17 protein-coding genes are annotated in these 17,667 nt (G+C 34.9%); 7 read left to right on the top strand and 10 right to left on the bottom strand.

The window, feature by feature from the left end:
* Positions 1-67 precede the first annotated feature (67 nt).
* The 4 genes from ACFX5E_RS15825 to ACFX5E_RS15810 all read right to left on the bottom strand — a co-directional run bounded on the left by ACFX5E_RS15825 (position 68) and on the right by ACFX5E_RS15810 (position 2,497).
* Positions 68-922: a transketolase gene (locus ACFX5E_RS15825; RefSeq protein ID WP_379856136.1), complete on the bottom strand. Its 855-nt coding sequence runs from the start codon at positions 920-922 to the stop codon at positions 68-70.
* Positions 923-1,134: 212 nt separating this feature from the next.
* The gene (locus tag ACFX5E_RS15820; RefSeq protein WP_379856135.1) at positions 1,135-1,707 is read right to left on the bottom strand and encodes a YciE/YciF ferroxidase family protein; all 573 of its coding nucleotides are present in this window, start codon (positions 1,705-1,707) and stop codon (positions 1,135-1,137) included.
* Positions 1,708-1,886: 179 nt separating this feature from the next.
* Complete coding sequence (locus tag ACFX5E_RS15815; protein WP_379856134.1) at positions 1,887-2,207, bottom strand: rhodanese-like domain-containing protein; 321 nt, start codon at positions 2,205-2,207, stop codon at positions 1,887-1,889.
* A 5-nt stretch (positions 2,208-2,212) separates the two neighbouring features.
* Positions 2,213-2,497, bottom strand: coding sequence for a rhodanese-like domain-containing protein (locus ACFX5E_RS15810; RefSeq protein ID WP_379856133.1), 285 nt, complete (start codon positions 2,495-2,497; stop codon positions 2,213-2,215).
* Positions 2,498-2,983: 486 nt separating this feature from the next.
* On the opposite strand from ACFX5E_RS15810, the gene ACFX5E_RS15805 reads away from it, so the two are divergent.
* The gene (locus tag ACFX5E_RS15805; protein WP_379856132.1) at positions 2,984-3,361 is read left to right on the top strand and encodes a hypothetical protein; all 378 of its coding nucleotides are present in this window, start codon (positions 2,984-2,986) and stop codon (positions 3,359-3,361) included.
* Positions 3,362-3,514: 153 nt separating this feature from the next.
* Here the strand turns inward: ACFX5E_RS15805 and ACFX5E_RS15800 are convergent, their stop codons facing one another.
* Together ACFX5E_RS15800 and ACFX5E_RS15795 are read right to left on the bottom strand one after the other, a co-directional pair.
* Positions 3,515-4,315 (bottom strand): SDR family oxidoreductase, encoded by an 801-nt coding sequence (locus tag ACFX5E_RS15800; RefSeq protein WP_379856131.1) that lies wholly within the window; start codon positions 4,313-4,315, stop codon positions 3,515-3,517.
* Between the two features lie 44 nt (positions 4,316-4,359).
* Entirely contained in the window at positions 4,360-4,794 is a 435-nt protein-coding gene (locus ACFX5E_RS15795; RefSeq protein WP_379856130.1) for a DoxX family protein, read from the bottom strand.
* A 197-nt stretch (positions 4,795-4,991) separates the two neighbouring features.
* On the opposite strand from ACFX5E_RS15795, the gene ACFX5E_RS15790 reads away from it, so the two are divergent.
* Positions 4,992-5,846, top strand: a complete 855-nt coding sequence (locus ACFX5E_RS15790) for an alpha/beta hydrolase (protein ID WP_379856129.1) — start codon at positions 4,992-4,994, stop codon at positions 5,844-5,846.
* A gap of 59 nt (positions 5,847-5,905) precedes the next feature.
* On the opposite strand, the gene ACFX5E_RS15785 is transcribed toward ACFX5E_RS15790, so the two are convergent.
* From ACFX5E_RS15785 to ACFX5E_RS15770, 4 genes are all read right to left on the bottom strand, one after another.
* Positions 5,906-7,450, bottom strand: a complete 1,545-nt coding sequence (locus ACFX5E_RS15785) for a hypothetical protein (protein WP_379856128.1) — start codon at positions 7,448-7,450, stop codon at positions 5,906-5,908.
* Between the two features lie 600 nt (positions 7,451-8,050).
* Positions 8,051-8,788: a hypothetical protein gene (locus tag ACFX5E_RS15780; protein WP_379856127.1), complete on the bottom strand. Its 738-nt coding sequence runs from the start codon at positions 8,786-8,788 to the stop codon at positions 8,051-8,053.
* Between the two features lie 331 nt (positions 8,789-9,119).
* Complete coding sequence (locus ACFX5E_RS15775; RefSeq protein ID WP_379856126.1) at positions 9,120-9,386, bottom strand: hypothetical protein; 267 nt, start codon at positions 9,384-9,386, stop codon at positions 9,120-9,122.
* Positions 9,387-9,566: 180 nt separating this feature from the next.
* Positions 9,567-12,812 carry a T9SS type A sorting domain-containing protein gene (locus ACFX5E_RS15770; RefSeq protein WP_379856125.1) on the bottom strand — a complete coding sequence of 1,082 codons (3,246 nt, stop codon included), beginning with the start codon at positions 12,810-12,812 and terminating at the stop codon, positions 9,567-9,569.
* A 136-nt stretch (positions 12,813-12,948) separates the two neighbouring features.
* On the opposite strand from ACFX5E_RS15770, the gene ACFX5E_RS15765 reads away from it, so the two are divergent.
* From ACFX5E_RS15765 to ACFX5E_RS15745, 5 genes are all read left to right on the top strand, one after another.
* On the top strand, positions 12,949-14,487 hold the full coding sequence (locus ACFX5E_RS15765) for an IS1182 family transposase (protein ID WP_379856124.1): 1,539 nt from the start codon (positions 12,949-12,951) through the stop codon (positions 14,485-14,487).
* Positions 14,488-14,821: 334 nt separating this feature from the next.
* A complete protein-coding gene (locus tag ACFX5E_RS15760) occupies positions 14,822-15,676 on the top strand; it encodes a tyrosine-type recombinase/integrase (RefSeq protein WP_379856150.1) in 855 nt (284 codons plus the stop codon).
* Positions 15,669-16,841 carry an IS91 family transposase gene (locus ACFX5E_RS15755; RefSeq protein ID WP_379856123.1) on the top strand — a complete coding sequence of 391 codons (1,173 nt, stop codon included), beginning with the start codon at positions 15,669-15,671 and terminating at the stop codon, positions 16,839-16,841. The genes ACFX5E_RS15760 and ACFX5E_RS15755 overlap by 8 nt, the downstream gene beginning before the upstream one ends.
* A 295-nt stretch (positions 16,842-17,136) precedes the next feature.
* On the top strand, positions 17,137-17,349 hold the full coding sequence (locus ACFX5E_RS15750; protein ID WP_379856122.1) for a DUF551 domain-containing protein: 213 nt from the start codon (positions 17,137-17,139) through the stop codon (positions 17,347-17,349).
* Positions 17,346-17,540 carry a hypothetical protein gene (locus ACFX5E_RS15745; RefSeq protein ID WP_379856121.1) on the top strand — a complete coding sequence of 65 codons (195 nt, stop codon included), beginning with the start codon at positions 17,346-17,348 and terminating at the stop codon, positions 17,538-17,540. Before ACFX5E_RS15750 ends, ACFX5E_RS15745 begins: the two co-directional genes overlap by 4 nt.
* The last annotated feature ends 127 nt before the right edge of the window (positions 17,541-17,667 follow it).

The following is a 17,667-nucleotide window of genomic DNA, read 5'->3' as shown; positions in this document are numbered from 1 at the left end:
GAAAGATTAAAAAATTGAAAGATTAAAAATTCTGCAATCAGAAATCGTTAATCTTCAATCTTAATTCTTAGTAGTCTGAATTTCCTCCAGTATTATAGTTTTGGCCTAAAGCATTGTCAAGTTGAGCATCATTTGGTGCTTTACCGTGCCAAGCATGAGTATTCATCATAAAATCTACTCCGTTACCCATTTCCGTATGCAATAATACACAAACTGGTTTTCCTTTTCCAGTTCTTGATTTCGCATCTGTCATTCCTGCTATAATAGCTTCAAGGTCGTTTCCTTTTTCAATTTCCAAAACATCCCAGTCAAAAGCTTCAAATTTAGCACGGATACTTCCCATTGCTAAAACTTCATCAGTAGTTCCGTCAATTTGTTTTCCGTTAAGGTCAATAGTAGCGATAAGGTTGTCTACTTTTTTTGCAGAAGCATACATGATTGCTTCCCAGTTTTGACCTTCTTGTAATTCACCATCACCGTGAAGCGTGTAAATAATATGTTTGTCACCATTTAATTTTTTAGCTTGAGCAGCGCCAATTCCTACGGATAGTCCTTGTCCAAGAGATCCTGACGCAATTCTTACTCCAGGTAAACTGTCGTGAGTAGTTGGGTGTCCCTGTAATCTTGAATTGATCAAACGAAAAGTCGATAATTCCGAAACTGGAAAATAACCGCTTCTCGCTAAAACGCTATAGAAAACTGGCGAAATATGTCCGTTTGAAAGGAAGAAAAGATCTTCTCCAATACCGTCCATATCAAAACCTTCTTTGCGTTCCATCAAGTTTTGGTAAAGCGTTACCAGAAATTCAGTACAACCTAGAGATCCTCCAGGGTGTCCTGAGTTGACAGCGTGTACCATTCGAAGAATATCTCTTCTGACTTGGATAGTTAAATCGTTTAATTGTTGTGTGTTAGGCTTCATTTTGTGTGTAAAAGTTAAACTGCTGCAAATGTAATTTTTATTTAGGGTTAAGGCAATAGTTTTTTTGAATATTTAACTTGGGTATAAGTCAGGATTGTATTTAAAACAATTATGAAAACAGGTTGCAATTATCCACAAAAAAGCCTGCATAAACAGGCTTTTTTTCAATTGAGAAACAGTAAGAAATTACCGGTCTTGAATTCAGTTCAATTTTAAGTATTTGTAATTGAATCTGCTTTAAAGGCCAGTTTATTGATAGCGGATAAAGCGATTCCAGTTAATGCAGCATCCGTTTTTTTCTCTTCATTAAGATTCATTGCCAGCAATTCTGCCGCTTTGGTTTCACCTATAGTTTTTGCAAAAGCATGTAAAGTGCCATAGGTTGCAATTTCATAATGTTTTACCTTTTGATCCGCTGCAATAATACCTGCATCGCGTACCATACCAATATCGGTTTCTTTGATAAGACTATTAGTCTCTTTCAATATGCCTTGCATGGCATCACATTTTTTTGCTGTTGGTGCAATACCAGTTACTTCAAATATTTTTTCCAAACGGGAAACGTGTTCGTGCGTTTCACTTAATTGGTTTTTTAAAGAGTTAACTAATTCCGGAGAGGAAGCATTTTTTACCATTTTTGGTAACGTTTTTGTCAATACTTTTTCTGCCCAATAAATGTCTTTTAATCCAACTTCAAATAAATCTCTCAATCCATGTGCTGCATTTGATTTTGATTCTAGAGCAGCTACTTTAAAAGATTCGCTTTTGCTAGTTTCGGGTCTCATAATAGTTGTTTTTTAAAGATTAATTTTTGTAAGTAGTACTAAATTTGATGCTTGTATTTTTCAAACGCATTACTTACTTTTCCAATACTATAAAATTAAACAAACTATATTTTAATCAATTGTTAATTAACTAATTGTAAATACGAATAGTATGATTTTTTAAAATTTAACTTGCTGCTTTATTTACTTATTTTGTTTTGCAAGCTGCTCCAGCCTCCACCATTATAAATTTGTGAATAACCATTTGATTTCAAAATGCTTTTAGCCCAAGCACTTCTCATTCCCGAAGCACAACACGTAATAATAGTCTGATTTTTATCTTTTAGTTCAGCCAAGTTATTGCTTAAGGTACCCACCGGAATGTTTAAGGAACCTTTAATGTGTCCGCCGGCATATTCTCCTTTGCTTCGTACATCCAGAACAATAGCACCTTGTTTTACTAAATCGGCATAGTCTGTTTTTGGTCCAAAACCAAATAATTTTTTGAGTGTGTCAATCATTTTATTTAACTTGTTTTTGATTGATAATAATTTACATCTAGCCAGGAACCGCCATTGTAGCATTCGATTCCATGTTCGGTCAGAAAAAGTTGTGCCTGTCCGCTTCGGTTTCCCGATGCGCAACAAAGTACTAATGGGCCATTAAGAGTTCGTAATTCATCCACTCTTTGCGGGATTTCATTCAAAGGAATATTAATGGAATCCGCAACATGACCGCCCATAAATTCATCATGACTGCGCACATCTACAATGGTACCTAGTCTCTCTTGTATTATTTTTTCTGCATTCATTTTGTTGTTTTTAAAGATTATTCAGCCTTTTATGTAAATTGTAGTGTTACAAATTTACGATTACACAGCTGATTTTATAGTGCTATTTGCTAAATATGATACTTTTTGTTTTGATTTAATTGTCTAAAAGCGCCATCGTCCTCTGATATAAATGGCTGTAATTAAATTCTTATATGAATTTGTCTGCTCCGCCAAAAAAGACTGCGTCGTGAAATCCAAATCAAAATTGGTCGCAACATTCCCCGCATCGAGAAATGTTCCAGGATTATTTGTACAAAAAAGAACACTCTACTCTTTAGCAAAGCTGAAGAAAGTATCAAAAAAATGAATTGCGATTCGCATTTATGGATCCTGCAAACTAAACCAAATAAACAATTTAACATTTTTTTACGGAAAGGTTTAGAAGTTTTTCTATATTTTGCAAGATGTTAACGGCAAACTTTTGTTGACTTAATACTATTAGTATAAATAAAATAAATAAAAATTATGTCAGAAAAAAACAAAAAACAGTTTGGTGTTTGGATGGATTCCGAACATGCATCTATTGTAGGTAGAGAAAATGTAGATTCAGGTGATTTCGTAATTTTAGCACATGAAAAAGTAGATACTCAAGTTCGTAATTCAAGTGAAAATGCGGCAAATAATGCTGAAAGAGATTCACTTCACAAGTTGTTCAAAAACATAACTGCTCACATGCAAAATGTAGATGAATTGCATGTAACAGGACCTGGAGTTGCACAAGAACAATTTATTAAATATTTACGCGAGACTCCACAGTACAAAAATGTAGAGGCTAAAGAAAGTACTTCTAGTAAAATGAGTGATGAAAATTTAATTGAATATGTTTCTGGTCAATTCAACTAGTGTTTTAAATTTAAAATAAAAAAGCTGCTTTATTAATTTAAGACAGCTTTTTTTATGTGTATTTTCAAGTTTATTTTAGATGCGTTTCAGTGTCAAAATGCTTTAATTTGAAAAAATCAGAATAGAGTATAATTATTTTTCGCAGGAAAATAATTATACTCTCCCTTTGAAATGATCCATTGTAGAATATACCCCCATAACTTTGCCTACAAACCAATCAAAAAACCAAATTGGCAATACGCCTTGAAAAAATCGGACAAAACCAACGCTCCATGGCATGCTCAAAAAAATGCGTTGGTGCTCAATGGCAGTAATAATCTTTCGGGCAACTTTATCAGGATTTAAAATAGGTACCACTGATTTTATACCGTCAAACATCCCCGTATTGATGTAATAAGGAGTAACGGTTGTCACGCCAACGTCCTTATTTAGTTGTTTCATTTCCAGTCGTAAACTGTCAGACCATCCAATCACGGACCATTTGCTGGCCGCATAAACAGACATCTTTGGATTTGAAATTAACCCTGCGGATGAGGCAATATTACAGATATGACCCGAGTTTTGGTGCATCATATCGGCAAGAAATTCAATGGTGATCTGCATCGGAGCGCTGGCATTAATGTCCATTGTTCTATTGATATCCTCACTTGTATGTTCGTGAAAATATTTTCCCACCACAATTCCCGCATTATTGATTAGTACATCAATGACGCCGCAATTCTTTTTAACAAACGCTGCGGTTTCTTTAATTTGGCTTGCATTAGAAACATCGACTACAAAACTGGTTACTTTTCCCAGTTTTGAAAGTTCGTTAGTAGTGGCGGTTACTCCCTCAGGGTTTATATCCCAAATAATTAATTGAGCGCCTCGTTTCAAAACGATTTCACCCATTAATTTCCCTATACCCGAAGCCCCGCCAGTAATGAGTACTTTTTTATCTTTTAAATTATACATTTATGTTTAAGTTGTTATAGTAGTTTATTGTGAGAATCGTATTTTTATTTATTTGATCTCCAGGAATGCCAGGCTCCAGTCGACCATAATGCCAGTATAATTAGAAGTGGTTGAAGTGGAAGTCTGAGCCATCTGGCCAAGTCTGAATTGAGCCCGAAAGCATTTCTATGTTCTACCAGTTGCGCAATATTTCCTGGAAAGACAAGGACAAAAAAAGCAGCCACAATCCAACCAACTTGTGTGCGATATTTAAATAATAAGAGTAGGGATAGACCCAACAAAATTTCAACAAATCCAGAAAGTAATACTACTAAATCTGCATTTACAGGAACCCATGGCGGCACTTGTGCTAAAAACTCAGTGCGACTCCATGTGAGGTGACTTATTCCAGCAGTTGTAAGAAATACTCCTAATGCATAGCGACTTATGTTTTGAATTAAACTCGTTTTAACCGGACTTTGGGTGTTGTTGCTGTTCATTTTTTTAGTTTTTTAGTAAAATAAATATAGAGAAAAAGAACTTGATTATTTGAAAACCTTCTAATTTTAAAATCATTGGTATAAGTAAATGTATGAGAATTAAAGCATATGAAATCATTTTACTCACTAAAACAGCTTTTTAAATATAAATTAACTTTCGCGATTTTTTTAAATGTTATATTCGTAAAAAAAGGAATATGCGTTTTCCCTATACGGTTATAGTTTTATTATTTGGTTTTTTGTTTGTGGGTTGTGGAGCCAAAAAGAGTACGGATGTTTCTTATTTAAGGGCATCAGCTGGCGTTACTTCTACAACTACTCCTAAATTAAATGTTTTTGTACCTCGAAATTCTAAAGCAAAGCAACTCCCTGTCCTAATTTTTGTACATGGAGGAAACTGGAATAGCGGACGCAAAGGAACCTATGATTTGTTAGGAAGAAATTTTGCAAGCAAAGGCGTTATTACGGTTATTCCGGATTATACCTTGAGTCCCAATGCAAATTATGATGCAATGGCACAACAAGTTGCTCAAGTGATACAATGGACAAAAAACAATATCGGCCAATACAATGGGAATCCGAATGCGATTTATGTTACCGGACATTCGGCAGGCGGTCATCTTATCGCTTTGGCGGTAATGAATCCTAAATATGGAATTGATCCCTCTGCTGTTTCTGGAATAATACTGAACGATGCGGCAGGATTAGATATGAAAAATTATTTAGAAGAAAATCCGCCAACAGCTGAAGACGATTATATAACAACCTGGACTATAAAATCCGAACAATGGCAAAATGCTTCTCCCATCTATTTCATAAATAAAAATACGCCTCCTTTTTTAATTTATGTTGGGCACAAAACATATGCTTCAATTAAAACCGCTAACGATAGGTTTATTGATAAGTTACACCAATATCAGCCAGAAGTTAAACTTAAACATTTGAATAAAAAACACATTCCCATGGTATTGCAGTATTTTTCACCCTTCAGTGACCGATTTGATGAGGTTATTGCTTTTATGAAATTGCACAATAAAGAAAGCCTTTTTTAATTGTTTGAAAAGTATTATGTTCTGTACTTAAAGTTTGTAAGGCTAGAGCCAAAACCTATTTAATTCTTAAAGAAAGAACCAATTTGCTGCATATGTTGTTCGGTTTGGTACTTATTAAAGTTATCCCATTTTGGTGGAAAACTTGTTTTTTGTCCACACATAGAATCGATACATACATTATTGTCTTTGTACTTATTATGTAAAACTTCCAAAACTTTAAAGAAAAATTCGTCCAGCAATACTATGGCTTCAACTTCGGTTTTGAGCGCATTATAGTTACTGTCGGATGGATTTAATAACTGTAATAAATCTAAAACTTCGTTCTTTTCAGCTTCATTTATTTCAGTTAAATAACCGTATTTTAAAGTTTTAAAAACTAAATTATTCCAAGCTACACTGTCATGTCCCCATTTGACATCCGGTAGGTTTAGCGCATGTTCACAGATTAAAATAATGGAAAAAAGAACATCATTTAGATACTTTGCCGGGAACTCATCAAAACTTCTAAATTCAAAACCACTTTGGTACATTTTTTCCTGATTAAAATCAAGACCCACTTCCGAAAGCAATTCATATTCCATCTCTGACTGAATCTGATCTCTCCACCAAATATTTTCTTTTTCTTCAAACTTTAGCAGTTTTCTAAAATCATCTACATTGTAAGTCAGAATTTTTCCTTTAGGCATCGATTTGTTGTAAGTGCCCACCCCAATATAACGGGACATGGCATTACGCATAGAACCCAAAGTAAATTTTTCGTCTAAATCATACTTAGTGCTTATCACTCCCATAATATCGGGACTTCCTAGGGTTGCTATAAAAAATGGTTCAAACCATTGCAGTAAATAAATAGCGTTGGCGTGTGTTTTATCAAAAGCTTTGTAATCCACAATCCTGCTGTTTTCTGTCAGTGTAGGTAAAGTAATGTGAAAATGGTACGTTCCGTTGTTAAACAAAACGAGGTTTTCCTGATTGGTCATAAACATATTAAGACCGTTGTTGTAATCTGGAAAATTTAATTTTTCTTTTATAACCTTTGATTCATTTATGGTATCGAGGAATAACTTTTTGGTTGCTTTTAACTCTTGACAAGAATCGGCTATGGTTCGGTTTTCAAAGTATTTTGTGACAAATTCGATAGAATCACCATCAAAATGTACAGAACCCATCGTTTTATTTCTTTGGGTAATCATGCTTTGAATATTATAGGGTTGGTCCTCAAGAAAAAGTTCCATTATGGATTTTCCAAGATATTCAGGGTTTTCAATTGGCGGTAGGATTACATCAGTAGGATCTGTGTTCTCAACTAATGGTTTTACAGCTGATAGATTTTTGTGCTGGTAGTTTATATCCAGTTTTTCTAAAGAATGACTGTTCATCATTCGACTCACTTTATAATTTTCATTCAGGCAAAAAGCCTTTTTCAAAACAGGAGCTAAGCTTTCCGGTTTGTAGCATTTTCTATAATCAATACTATATTTCTCATAACCAATTTTTTCTTGTATAAATTCACCAGATACTATTAAGGATTCTTCAAATTGCATGTAGGTTTCGTTTTCTAATCCAATTCCCCAATAATATTTTTTTGTCTGATTTTCTTTCATTTATGCGAGTTCTTTTTTTTAATGGTTAATTGACTTAATAATTATTATTATTTATTTTAATTTCCGAGCGAGATTCAATCAGTTGTAAAGTACTTAAAAACAGTTCTTTACTGGTTTAGGCATAATTGCTTACAATCCTTAAAAAAGTTTTTTGACTTTTAAACGACAGCAATTAAATTTCTGTCTCAGAAATCTTGCACTTGTATCTACTGAACGATTGATGAAAAGTAAAATTTTATAATGTAGTTATAAAATTGGTATTGTTTTTAATTACTTTTATATCAATAAATTAAGTAGACGAATAGCTTAATTAGAACTTTTGCTATTTTGGTGTTTTTCAAGTGGCAAAACTACTTAATTATTATGTCAATTCCAAGTAGCTAATTGGATGATAATTGAGGAAAAAGTCTGAAGTCTATTTTAGGATTATTTTAAAAAAGGCAATAGCAATTTTAGAAAAGATTTCAGGATTGCGTATACGGTGTTTCAAGGCGGCAATATCGTATTTTATTGCATTTGTAATACCATTTTTATTTATAATTTCAATCTGTTTTTCTTCATTGAATGCGTTAGTGAGCAAATAGATTAACTGCAATTTATTTAGTCATGGTAGTAAAACACATGGGAGGAATATAACTCATCATTCCACCAATCTTTCTTAACTTCCGAAAAGTAGTTGTAATTCGATTTTCCTGCTTGTGATTGCAGCGGATATACCACAACACCATTTTCTCTGTAGGCTTTATTCAAATCTGTTTCGGGAACAACGGGAACGATATGCCCGGAGAGTCCTTTTTCTTTCCTCTTGGCACAAATTATTCCAACTCCTCCATTTGTGTTTACTTTATTTTGAATTTCATCAACGCTAAACATTCTTTTCCAACCAAAACTGGCTCCCCATTTCAAAAACCAATCGTGTATGGCACTGGAATAAATATGATCTACGGTTTCCCCAAAAATAACTTCCACTTCTTGTCCGTCCAGTACTTTTTGGAGCGCTTCCTCTGTCCACCAAACAGTAGGAACATAAACTTTAGAGAAATAACAATAATCGAAAGTGTACACATTACAATACGTGTCTTCTGTGGTTCTTTGGTATCGAATATTTGCAGCAACATCAAGTTTGTCGATGAGTCGAGCAATACTTTCTCGCTTCGTTATAGGGTTCGTCAAATCTCTATATGGAATGCTGGAATTACTTATAGGTTTGCATTTCATTAGCATAGAATCCAAACGCGATTCAGGATCTGGTAAAAAATTAGCAATCTTTATTCTGGAATCCGGTATTGAATCATCAACTATTTGCTCAAAGGGAGCCGAAACGGTATCTTTCTTCATTTTGACTGATTTTATTTATTAGTTTAACGCTGTCGGAACTTGAATGTCTTTATCCAGAAGCAGTTAAACAAAGTGTTTTATAAAAAGAGTTGTTGCGTGGGTTAAAGTCCTAGACTATCTTTATCCAGCAACTCTTTTTATAAAATTTAAATGTAATAAAAAAAATTACAAGAGAAAATATAATTCGATAATAAATCTAAAATATTGATTGGTATCAATTGCTTTCCTAATACGTTTGTCTAGTCAAAATAGTATAAAAAAGACATACAAAACAGGGCTTATTGTAAAGATTCTTGATTTTTAGGTTTTGCTTAAAATTTTGGATGCAAAGTTAGTAGAAGATACCAACTGCAAGTTCTGCCCAAATAAGGAGGAGCATTGCCAAAAGAGTCACACAGATGGCAATTCGCAGGCTGATTTTATTTACTTTCCTTATTACAAGTTCGCACGCCAAACCTGTACTGAGCAGCAGAACACCAGCGACAGTAAAATCGAACAGAGTCCAATTCACTTCATCTGTGAACTGCATCGCTATTAATGGTATGAGCAATAGGAATGCTACTGTGAACACAATGATAATAAGTCTTTTATTGTTCATAATTATAATTTTTATAAAAGTTGAAAAATTGTTTTAACGGGTATTTAAATTAAGCCCATTATCCGGATTTGCTACCCGAGCGATAGCCAACAGGCGAAGCAAATCATCCCAAATACAAAAGCAACTTTCTATTAAGCCAATTGCCCAAATCCGTTGTAGTAGCTGTTGGCAATCGTGTTTTTAATTCAATATTAATTTCGACGATGCTACTTTGGAATTTTCAAAATTTATTTTTACGAAGTATATTCCTTTTTTTAAATTTGATATATCAATTTTTATATCAGAGATATTGGAAACATTATCATAGTAAACAAGTTGACTTAAGATATTATAAAATTCAATAGACTTAATTTTTTCAGTAGCATTAGATTTAATATTTAAAAAATTAGTTGCTGGGTTTGGGAATATTAATATTTCTTTTTCTACATCAAAATCTGTAAGACTTAATGTTCCTGTTGTATATTGGTATGTATCTGAATAAATTACATTTCCATTATTAGTGGCAACTAATCTGTAGTAATAAGTTTGTTTTGCCAACGGATTGTTGATTAAACCGGATATCAAATTAGTATTATAACCATAAGCAAAATTTGGTGTTCCTGTTATTAATGAACCAAAACTGTTTGTAACTCCATACTCAAAATGAATGTTAGTTAAATATGCACCTTGACAATTAATTAAGCCTTTTAATTTTAAAGAATTTGTTTGAGTTTCTTCTATTGTTCCATTAACTATTATAATATTTCTTGAAAAATTGAAAACTCTTTCCTCGCTATAAATTGCTTGTCCATTATGCATGGCTTTCAATCTGTAATAATAATTTAAATTGGCATCTAGATTAGTAATTGTGGCACTTACATAGTTAGAGCTGCTAGCGTTGATTTGCGAAGGATTGGTTGAAATATTGTTTTTATAATCGAGAGTACCATATTCAAATACGATGTCGGTTATATCTTTATTATAGGATGTTAAATATGCTGATAATGTAACATTTGTTCCATTAATATTTGGACTGTTAATATTTATTTTATATTCTGGATAAGTTGTAAAGGACTGAATGTTGCCATAAATGTCTTCCCCTTTGTGTGTGGCCTTTATTTTGTAGAAGTATTTTGTTTCTGGTTTTAAGTTAGTTAAACTTGCCTCAACATTTGCTGTTGAATTTCCTAATACAAGTGTTGGTGTTCCACCTAAAGTACTACCAAGAACATCATAACTCGTACCATATTGAAACTCCACATTTGTAATGTCATACCCATTAGAAATTATATTGCCTGAAATTTGTGCAGTAGTTGATGAAAAATTATAAGTAAAGTTTGTTGCTATTTTATAATCGGGAAGTGTTGTGAAACTTAAAATTTGGCTGTAATTTATATTTGAATTCTGTATTGCAGTTAATCTATAGTAATAGGTAGTATTTGATTGTAAGTTTATTAAATTAATTGAAACATTTGAAGATTCATTTGAAGCAACTGTACCTGGTGTTGTAGCAATAATATTTTTGAAAGAGTAATCTAAACTGTACTCAAATTGAATGTTTGAAATAGCCTGTGCATTAGAAGTAGCATTACCAGTTAAGCTAGCACTTGAATTAGTAACGTTTTTAGCAGGATTAATACTCAAAACTATGGGTTGGTATTGCACATCACTTCTATAAATTTTACCATTTGATCCTGCAGTATATATTTTATCATTAATAAGCTCAATGGAGTTAATAGCATATTGTTGAGTAAGATATTGCCAATTTAAGCCTCCGTTTTCTGTTTTATATAATTTTCCATCTTCGTCTGCAATATAACCTACATTTTTTGAATAAAACTTAACCTTTGTGTACCATTCGTAAGGAATTTCTAATTTTTCCCATATAATACCTCCGTCAGTTGTTTTATAAATTAATCCTTGGTCACCGACAAAATATCCATTGTTCTCATCAATAAAATCAAAGGCATTGATTCCTTTATCTACTTCAATACTTATGTTCCAAGTATTTCCACCGTCAATAGTTTTATACATTCCACCTTTTGAATATCCTATTCTATTACCATATCCTAATAAGTTATTAACAAATTGTATTTGTCCAAATTTTTGATTTGAAACTTGTATCCAATTAATACCTCCGTCAATGGTTTTCAGTACTTTTCTTTGATTAAAACCGCCTGAAATAAAACCAATATCTTGATTTAGGAAAAAAATTGAAGATATTCCTTCATCAACATAAATGTTCAATTGCTTCCATTTAATTCCACCATCTATTGTTTTAAATACATCTCCAGATGGACTGTTCGTTCCACCTCCTACAGAATATCCAACGTTTTCATCAACAAAATAAAATCCACTACAATAACTAAAATGACTAACAGAAGATGTATAAGACCAATTATCCCCGAAATCTAATGTCTTATAATAATTATTTCCTGATCTAGCAAAACCAGTTCCGCTATCAAATATTTTTATATTATTAAAATCGTTGTAGTTTTCGGACTGTGACTCCCAAGTATTGCCACCATCTGTAGTTTTAATGATTCGACCACGAGCACCAGTTGCATAACCAATATTATTGTTTTGAAAATATATACCATACATAGAAGTTCCATCTATAAAACCATTTTGAAAAAATATTTGACTCCATGTGTTTCCACCATTAGCTGTTTTGTAGGTGGCACCATATTCACCAGTGGCGAAACCATTATTTTCGTCCAAAAAATGAAAGTCATAAATAGCTTGATTTGTTCCAGAAATTTCTACCCAAGTTTCACCAGCATCTGTTGTTTTGTATAGGTCATTATGTTCTCTTGTTGCGAAACCAATATTTTGATTTACAAAATAAACCGTAAAATAACCTGAAGGTGATGTATTACTGTTATCTTTTGTTTTGTACCAATTTTGACCTCCATCAATGGTTTTTAGTATGATTCCATTATTACAAACTGCATGTCCAACTAAAGAACTGGTAAAAGCTGTTTTAACCACAGTGACATTAGGAATTGTAAAACTTTGCCAAGTATTTCCTCCATTATTAGTTTTTACGATACTATTTGAAGTTGATAGTATTATATTGTTATCATCTATTATATTAACAGTATTGCAATTACCGCTGAAACCAATAGAAATTTGATTCCATGATGCTCCGTTATCTACAGATTTTAAAACATATCCATTGTTACCAACAATATAACCTTTTGTATTGTAGAAACTCATATCATTTCCACTTGAGATATTTTGCTTTTTTGTCCAAGTATTACCAGCATCCAGTGTTTCTAATAACTCATTTGAAGTTATAATGTAACCAATATTATTTGTCACAAATTCAACACCTTTTCCAGTATTAGCTGTTGGTTTAGGATTTAATAGTTCCCAATTTGTTTGCGAGTGAATTTTATTTATACATATAATAATACAAAACAGGATAAGTAGATTTTTTTTCATTTTCGATTAATTAATTAATTCGTCTCCGTTTATTTAACATGTTGCCCAACGTCAGTCTGCGAAAAAACCTTCGTTATATTATCACCAAATATAACAAAATACTTGTGTAAAAAGAAGATTATTCTTATTTTTAAGAATGCAACACATCACCGGAATTTCCCGCCAACAAATGCGTTTTTCGAGTTTAGAAGACGCTATAAGTAAAGATAATCAGGTACGTTTTATCGATGCCTTTGTTGGTCATATCGATCTTTGCAAGCTTGGTTTCGCTATAAAAACGCTCAAGGCCGAAGGGCGCCCGAGTTTCAATAGTAAAGTGTTTCTAAAAATGTATTTATACGGTTATCTCAACGGAATCAGAAGTGGGCGCGATTTAGAAAAGGAATGTTTCAGAAACATTGAAATGCAATGGCTTTTAGAGGATATTCGTCCCAATTACCACAGTATTACCGATTTTAGAAAAAACAACCCTGCAGCTTTAAAAAACACTTTCAAACTATTTGTTTCCTTCTTGAAAGATGCCGACTTAATAGGTGGAGAAGTCATCGCTATTGATGGCACCAAAAGCCGAGCTCACAATAGTAAGAAAGCCAATTTCAATCAAAAGAAAATCGACAAACACTTAGAATATATTGAAACAAAAACCCAAGAATACCTAAACGCTCTGGAAGAAAATGACGCCAAAGATAACCCAGCTATAATCCAAAATATCCAACAAAAGTTAGACCGATTGAAAGGGAACAAATTGCGTTATGAGCAACTGGAAGAAAAATTAAAAGAAAGTGGCGAACCTCAAATAAGCACTACTGACAGTGATGCCAGAGCATTACTAGTTCAAGGGCAAGTAGTTGAAATTTCGTTTAATATTCAAGCCGCAGTCGATGCTAAACATAATCTTGTTGTGGCCACACATACCATCAACCGCAACGACCGCAGTGCCTTGTCGGCCATTGCTATTGAGGCCAAAGAGAATCTGGGCATAGAGACTTACACGGCTTTGGTGGATAAAGGCTATCATAACGGGAAACAAATAGAAATCTGCAAGCAAGCCAATATCACCACAATTGTAGCGCAACCCGAACAAGGAAAAAGTAACGAAAACGGTACAACAAAAGATTATTTAGTAGCCCAGTTTAAATACGATCAAACCACTGACACCTACACTTGTCCACAAGGCGAAACGCTCCATACAACAGGGAAATGGCACAAGAAAAGTAGCCTAAAAGACAGCTATGAGTTTAAAAAATACCGAAGCTCCAAATGCAAAGAATGTCCTGTCAAGTTTTTATGTACCAGTAGGGCCGCAGGGCGGGAAATAGACCGAAGTCAATATGCCGATGCCGTAGAAGAAAACAACAAGCGTTACCATGCAAATGCGCAACTCTACCGCAAGCGACAGGAGATTAACGAGCATATCTTTGGAACCATCAAGCGACAATGGGGGTATAACCATACTAACTTAACGGGATTAGAAAAAGTAAACGGAGAACACAGCCTGATTATGCTGGTGTATAACATCAAACGCAGTATCAATATCCTGGGCGTTCCCGATCTTATTGCCAAACTCAAAAAATGGAACTCACCCTACAAGGCAAAAGTCTTGTTTTGTCTAAAAACGGAGTATTTAAAGCTAAATTCAGAGTTTTTTATTTCTCAAACTAAATTAGCAGCTTAAAAAAAACACTTTCTTAAAAGGCTTTATTTGAATTGTAGAACAGGACAATTTGAAGATTTCAATAGGAAAAAGAGGTTTTTTCACAGCCTGACGTTCCCGCGCTACACGCAGTCTGGGACTAAATTAAGCCCATTATTCGGATTTGCCAAATCTTCCAAATACAAACCAATTTCAAATTAAGACTAATACCCAAATTGCTTGTAGCGTGTGTTGAACTGACACCCTGCGGGTGAATCCGATACTGGCCAAAAATACGTATATTTATTTGTAAATCAATACTGACTAATATGAATCCTTTAAAAAAAATGATTTAGGGAAAGTTCCTTTGAATCCGGTGGCTTGCGAGCTGCTTTTAGAATTGTCCAATGTGATGAATGCCAAAGGCTATGCCGCCAAGAGCATCGTGAATTATCTTCGGGAAATGCGCTACCTCTTTGCTCATTTCAACGACCAAAACCCACGGGATTTGGTTCACAAGGACCTGGTGGGCTACCTTAATTTCGTCAAGCGAGAACACGGCGTTGGGCGGGATAAATGCAGATTGTTTGCCGCCTCGGCGAGTTTTTTCTACAAACACATTTTTAGAACAGAACTGGTTTTTGCGCACGAATTGTACCCCCGAAAAGAATTCAAACTTCCCGGGATTCTCTCCCAGGAGCAAGTCGTTCAATTGTTGCAAAGCATCAAGAATCCCAAGCACAAACTCATCATTGGGTTATTTTACGGCACCGGAATGCGACTGGGGGAACTCTGCCAACTGAAAATGGAATACATCGACCGCAAGAGTTTTCAGATCAAAATCGTGGGCGGCAAAGGCAACAAGGACCGATTCACGCTTTTGCCCAAGCAGCTTTTGGCTGAAATGGAAACCTATTACCGAGACCATCGTCCCAAATGCTACCTTTTTGAGGGGCATAAAGCGGGATTTCCACACAACGAGCGCAGCATTCAGGACGCAGTGCGCAAGGCCATGAAAGACAGTGGGCTCGGGAAATTTGGTTTTTCCTCGCATTCGCTTCGGCATTCTTTTGCCACGCATTTGCTCGATCAGGGCAATGATATCCATACCATCAAGGAACTTTTGGGACATTCGAAGATAGAGACCACGATGATTTATTTGCACCTGCAACAAAAGAAACGTGCGACACTTTGTTCTCCTTTGGATTTTTTATTGAACGAAAATGAATGACTTGCAAAAGGTTTTTCAGCAGGCTTGCGCCAAAGGGTTTAACGAGTACTCCAAAGCTGTTTTTGATCAGTTGTCGCGTTGCCATACAGCCAAAATGGGCTATCATCGACTCAAATGCGATGATGCGACCTGCCGAAATGAGCAGTTTCAATACCACAGTTGCGGCAACCGCCATTGCCCGAATTGCGGCGGACTCAAACGTGAACAATGGATCGAGAATCGGATGAGTGAGTTGTTGCCCACGCCTTATTATCACTTGGTTTTCACCTTGCCGCACGAATTCAATCCGCTGATTATGCGCAACCGCAAGGCGTTGTTCAAACTGCTTTTTGATGCCGCTTCGCAAACCATTCTGAATCACGGGAGAATGAAGAATTACTTGGGCGCCGATTGTGGCATAACGATGGTTTTGCATACCTGGGGACAAAAACTCGATTTTCATCCCCATGTGCATTGCATCGTCACTGGTGGTGGTTTTGATGGCCATAAATGGGTGGAAGCCAAAGGCACAAAAGACAACTTCCTGTTTCCGGAATCGAGTTTGGGCAAGATGTACAAAGCCATTTTCCTGAAAAGAATCCAAAAGATGGATTTGCAAACCCAAGGATTGGATTTGGGGAAGATCGTAAACCAAGTGGATAAAAAACGTTGGAATGTGTATGCCAAAGCCCCTTTTGGAGGCCCAAATCAGGTGGTGGAATATTTGGGCCGCTACAGCCACAAAATAGCCATTACCAAGCATCGGATCGTGTCGGTAACCGATACGCACGTCAACTTTCGGTATAAAGATTATGCCGACGGCGATACAATCAAAGTGATACCCCTGTTGCGTGGGGAGTTTTTGCAGCGATTCGAAATGCACATACTGCCCAAACGCTTCACCAAAATCAGGCATTACGGTTTTATGCAGAATCACGGAAAACGAACCCGATTGCAACAAATTAGACACTGTTTGAAACTCACCCCCGTAACGGAAATCGTGCAAGTTCCGGTAGCCATTAGAATGCTGGAAAAATACGGGAAAGACATCTTCAAATGTCCATGTTGTACCCACGGTCGGTTGCGAATTATAAACACGGTGCGGTATTTTAAAAGCAAGTCGCAAGAAATTAAGGAAATCGAGAAAATTATAAATGCCAAAAACAAGGCTTCGCCTTTTGGATAGGAACTGCAAAAACAGCGAGTGGTTCCAAGACTTATTGAAAATGAAAAAGCTCCCTTTATGGGTAAGGGAACGTCTGTTCAAAATCGAAAAACGAGCCCGAAAATTGAAAAAAAAAGAAGCTACTATCTGTTTTGAATGCCTTAGCTAAAAGCTACTAATCCCCCTATAGCGTAATCCTAAAAATGGGGCACTCAGTCAACACCAACTAAACGAAAAAAGCCCCTCAACATTCGTGGTTCAGGGGCTTTTAAGGGCTTTTTTCGCCTAGTTTGCTAAATGTTATAAGTAGCTTTTTATGGAATGGATAGATGTTAAATTAAAAAAGCCAAAATCAGGTAAATCTGTATTGGTTTATTGCGTGCCTAAATTTAGTTTTGATGATGAAATTGAATATTTTGAAATACTGATTGGATACAGGGAGTGTGATGATTGGTATTTAAATTCAAAAGATTTAGATGAAATAAAATTTATATCACATTGGATGGAATTACCAAAAAAACCGATATGAATATAATATGTAAAATATGGGATTGTAAATATGTTTACAATTTCTCTTCAATACCAAATAGAGCTATTTGCGTAAGGTGTAAAAGAAAACTAGAGTTGAATTTAAGAACGTTAGAATGGGAATTAGTGGAAAAATTCAACACAACTTACGACTTAGGAACGGATGACGAACTCATTAAACGGTGGCGGTAAAGTTACTTATAACTAGTATATATGTATGACAAAACCATACAAAGCCACCCAATTTTGGGTGGGTATGTATGACAACAGTCATACTTTATTTAGTAACAAATATATAATAATTATCTTATAAATCATC

This window comes from Flavobacterium xylosi, assembly GCF_042787345.1.
GTDB classification, from domain to species: domain Bacteria; phylum Bacteroidota; class Bacteroidia; order Flavobacteriales; family Flavobacteriaceae; genus Flavobacterium; species Flavobacterium xylosi.
The sequence above is the reverse complement of the archived record's forward strand: the minus strand, read 5'-3'. Positions and strand labels throughout refer to the sequence as shown.

Excerpts from the sequence above, each read along its gene's own strand:
- ACFX5E_RS15825 (WP_379856136.1), bottom strand. The coding sequence starts at position 922 with ATGAAGCCTAACACACAACAATTAAACGATTTAACTATCCAAGTCAGA.
- ACFX5E_RS15820 (WP_379856135.1), bottom strand. The coding sequence starts at position 1,707 with ATGAGACCCGAAACTAGCAAAAGCGAATCTTTTAAAGTAGCTGCTCTA.
- ACFX5E_RS15815 (WP_379856134.1), bottom strand. The coding sequence starts at position 2,207 with ATGATTGACACACTCAAAAAATTATTTGGTTTTGGACCAAAAACAGAC.
- ACFX5E_RS15810 (WP_379856133.1), bottom strand. The coding sequence starts at position 2,497 with ATGAATGCAGAAAAAATAATACAAGAGAGACTAGGTACCATTGTAGAT.
- ACFX5E_RS15805 (WP_379856132.1), top strand. The coding sequence starts at position 2,984 with ATGTCAGAAAAAAACAAAAAACAGTTTGGTGTTTGGATGGATTCCGAA.
- ACFX5E_RS15800 (WP_379856131.1), bottom strand. The coding sequence starts at position 4,315 with ATGTATAATTTAAAAGATAAAAAAGTACTCATTACTGGCGGGGCTTCG.
- ACFX5E_RS15795 (WP_379856130.1), bottom strand. The coding sequence starts at position 4,794 with ATGAACAGCAACAACACCCAAAGTCCGGTTAAAACGAGTTTAATTCAA.
- ACFX5E_RS15790 (WP_379856129.1), top strand. The coding sequence starts at position 4,992 with ATGCGTTTTCCCTATACGGTTATAGTTTTATTATTTGGTTTTTTGTTT.
- ACFX5E_RS15785 (WP_379856128.1), bottom strand. The coding sequence starts at position 7,450 with ATGAAAGAAAATCAGACAAAAAAATATTATTGGGGAATTGGATTAGAA.
- ACFX5E_RS15780 (WP_379856127.1), bottom strand. The coding sequence starts at position 8,788 with ATGAAGAAAGATACCGTTTCGGCTCCCTTTGAGCAAATAGTTGATGAT.
- ACFX5E_RS15775 (WP_379856126.1), bottom strand. The coding sequence starts at position 9,386 with ATGAACAATAAAAGACTTATTATCATTGTGTTCACAGTAGCATTCCTA.
- ACFX5E_RS15770 (WP_379856125.1), bottom strand. The coding sequence starts at position 12,812 with ATGAAAAAAAATCTACTTATCCTGTTTTGTATTATTATATGTATAAAT.
- ACFX5E_RS15765 (WP_379856124.1), top strand. The coding sequence starts at position 12,949 with ATGCAACACATCACCGGAATTTCCCGCCAACAAATGCGTTTTTCGAGT.
- ACFX5E_RS15755 (WP_379856123.1), top strand. The coding sequence starts at position 15,669 with ATGAATGACTTGCAAAAGGTTTTTCAGCAGGCTTGCGCCAAAGGGTTT.
- ACFX5E_RS15750 (WP_379856122.1), top strand. The coding sequence starts at position 17,137 with ATGGAATGGATAGATGTTAAATTAAAAAAGCCAAAATCAGGTAAATCT.
- ACFX5E_RS15745 (WP_379856121.1), top strand. The coding sequence starts at position 17,346 with ATGAATATAATATGTAAAATATGGGATTGTAAATATGTTTACAATTTC.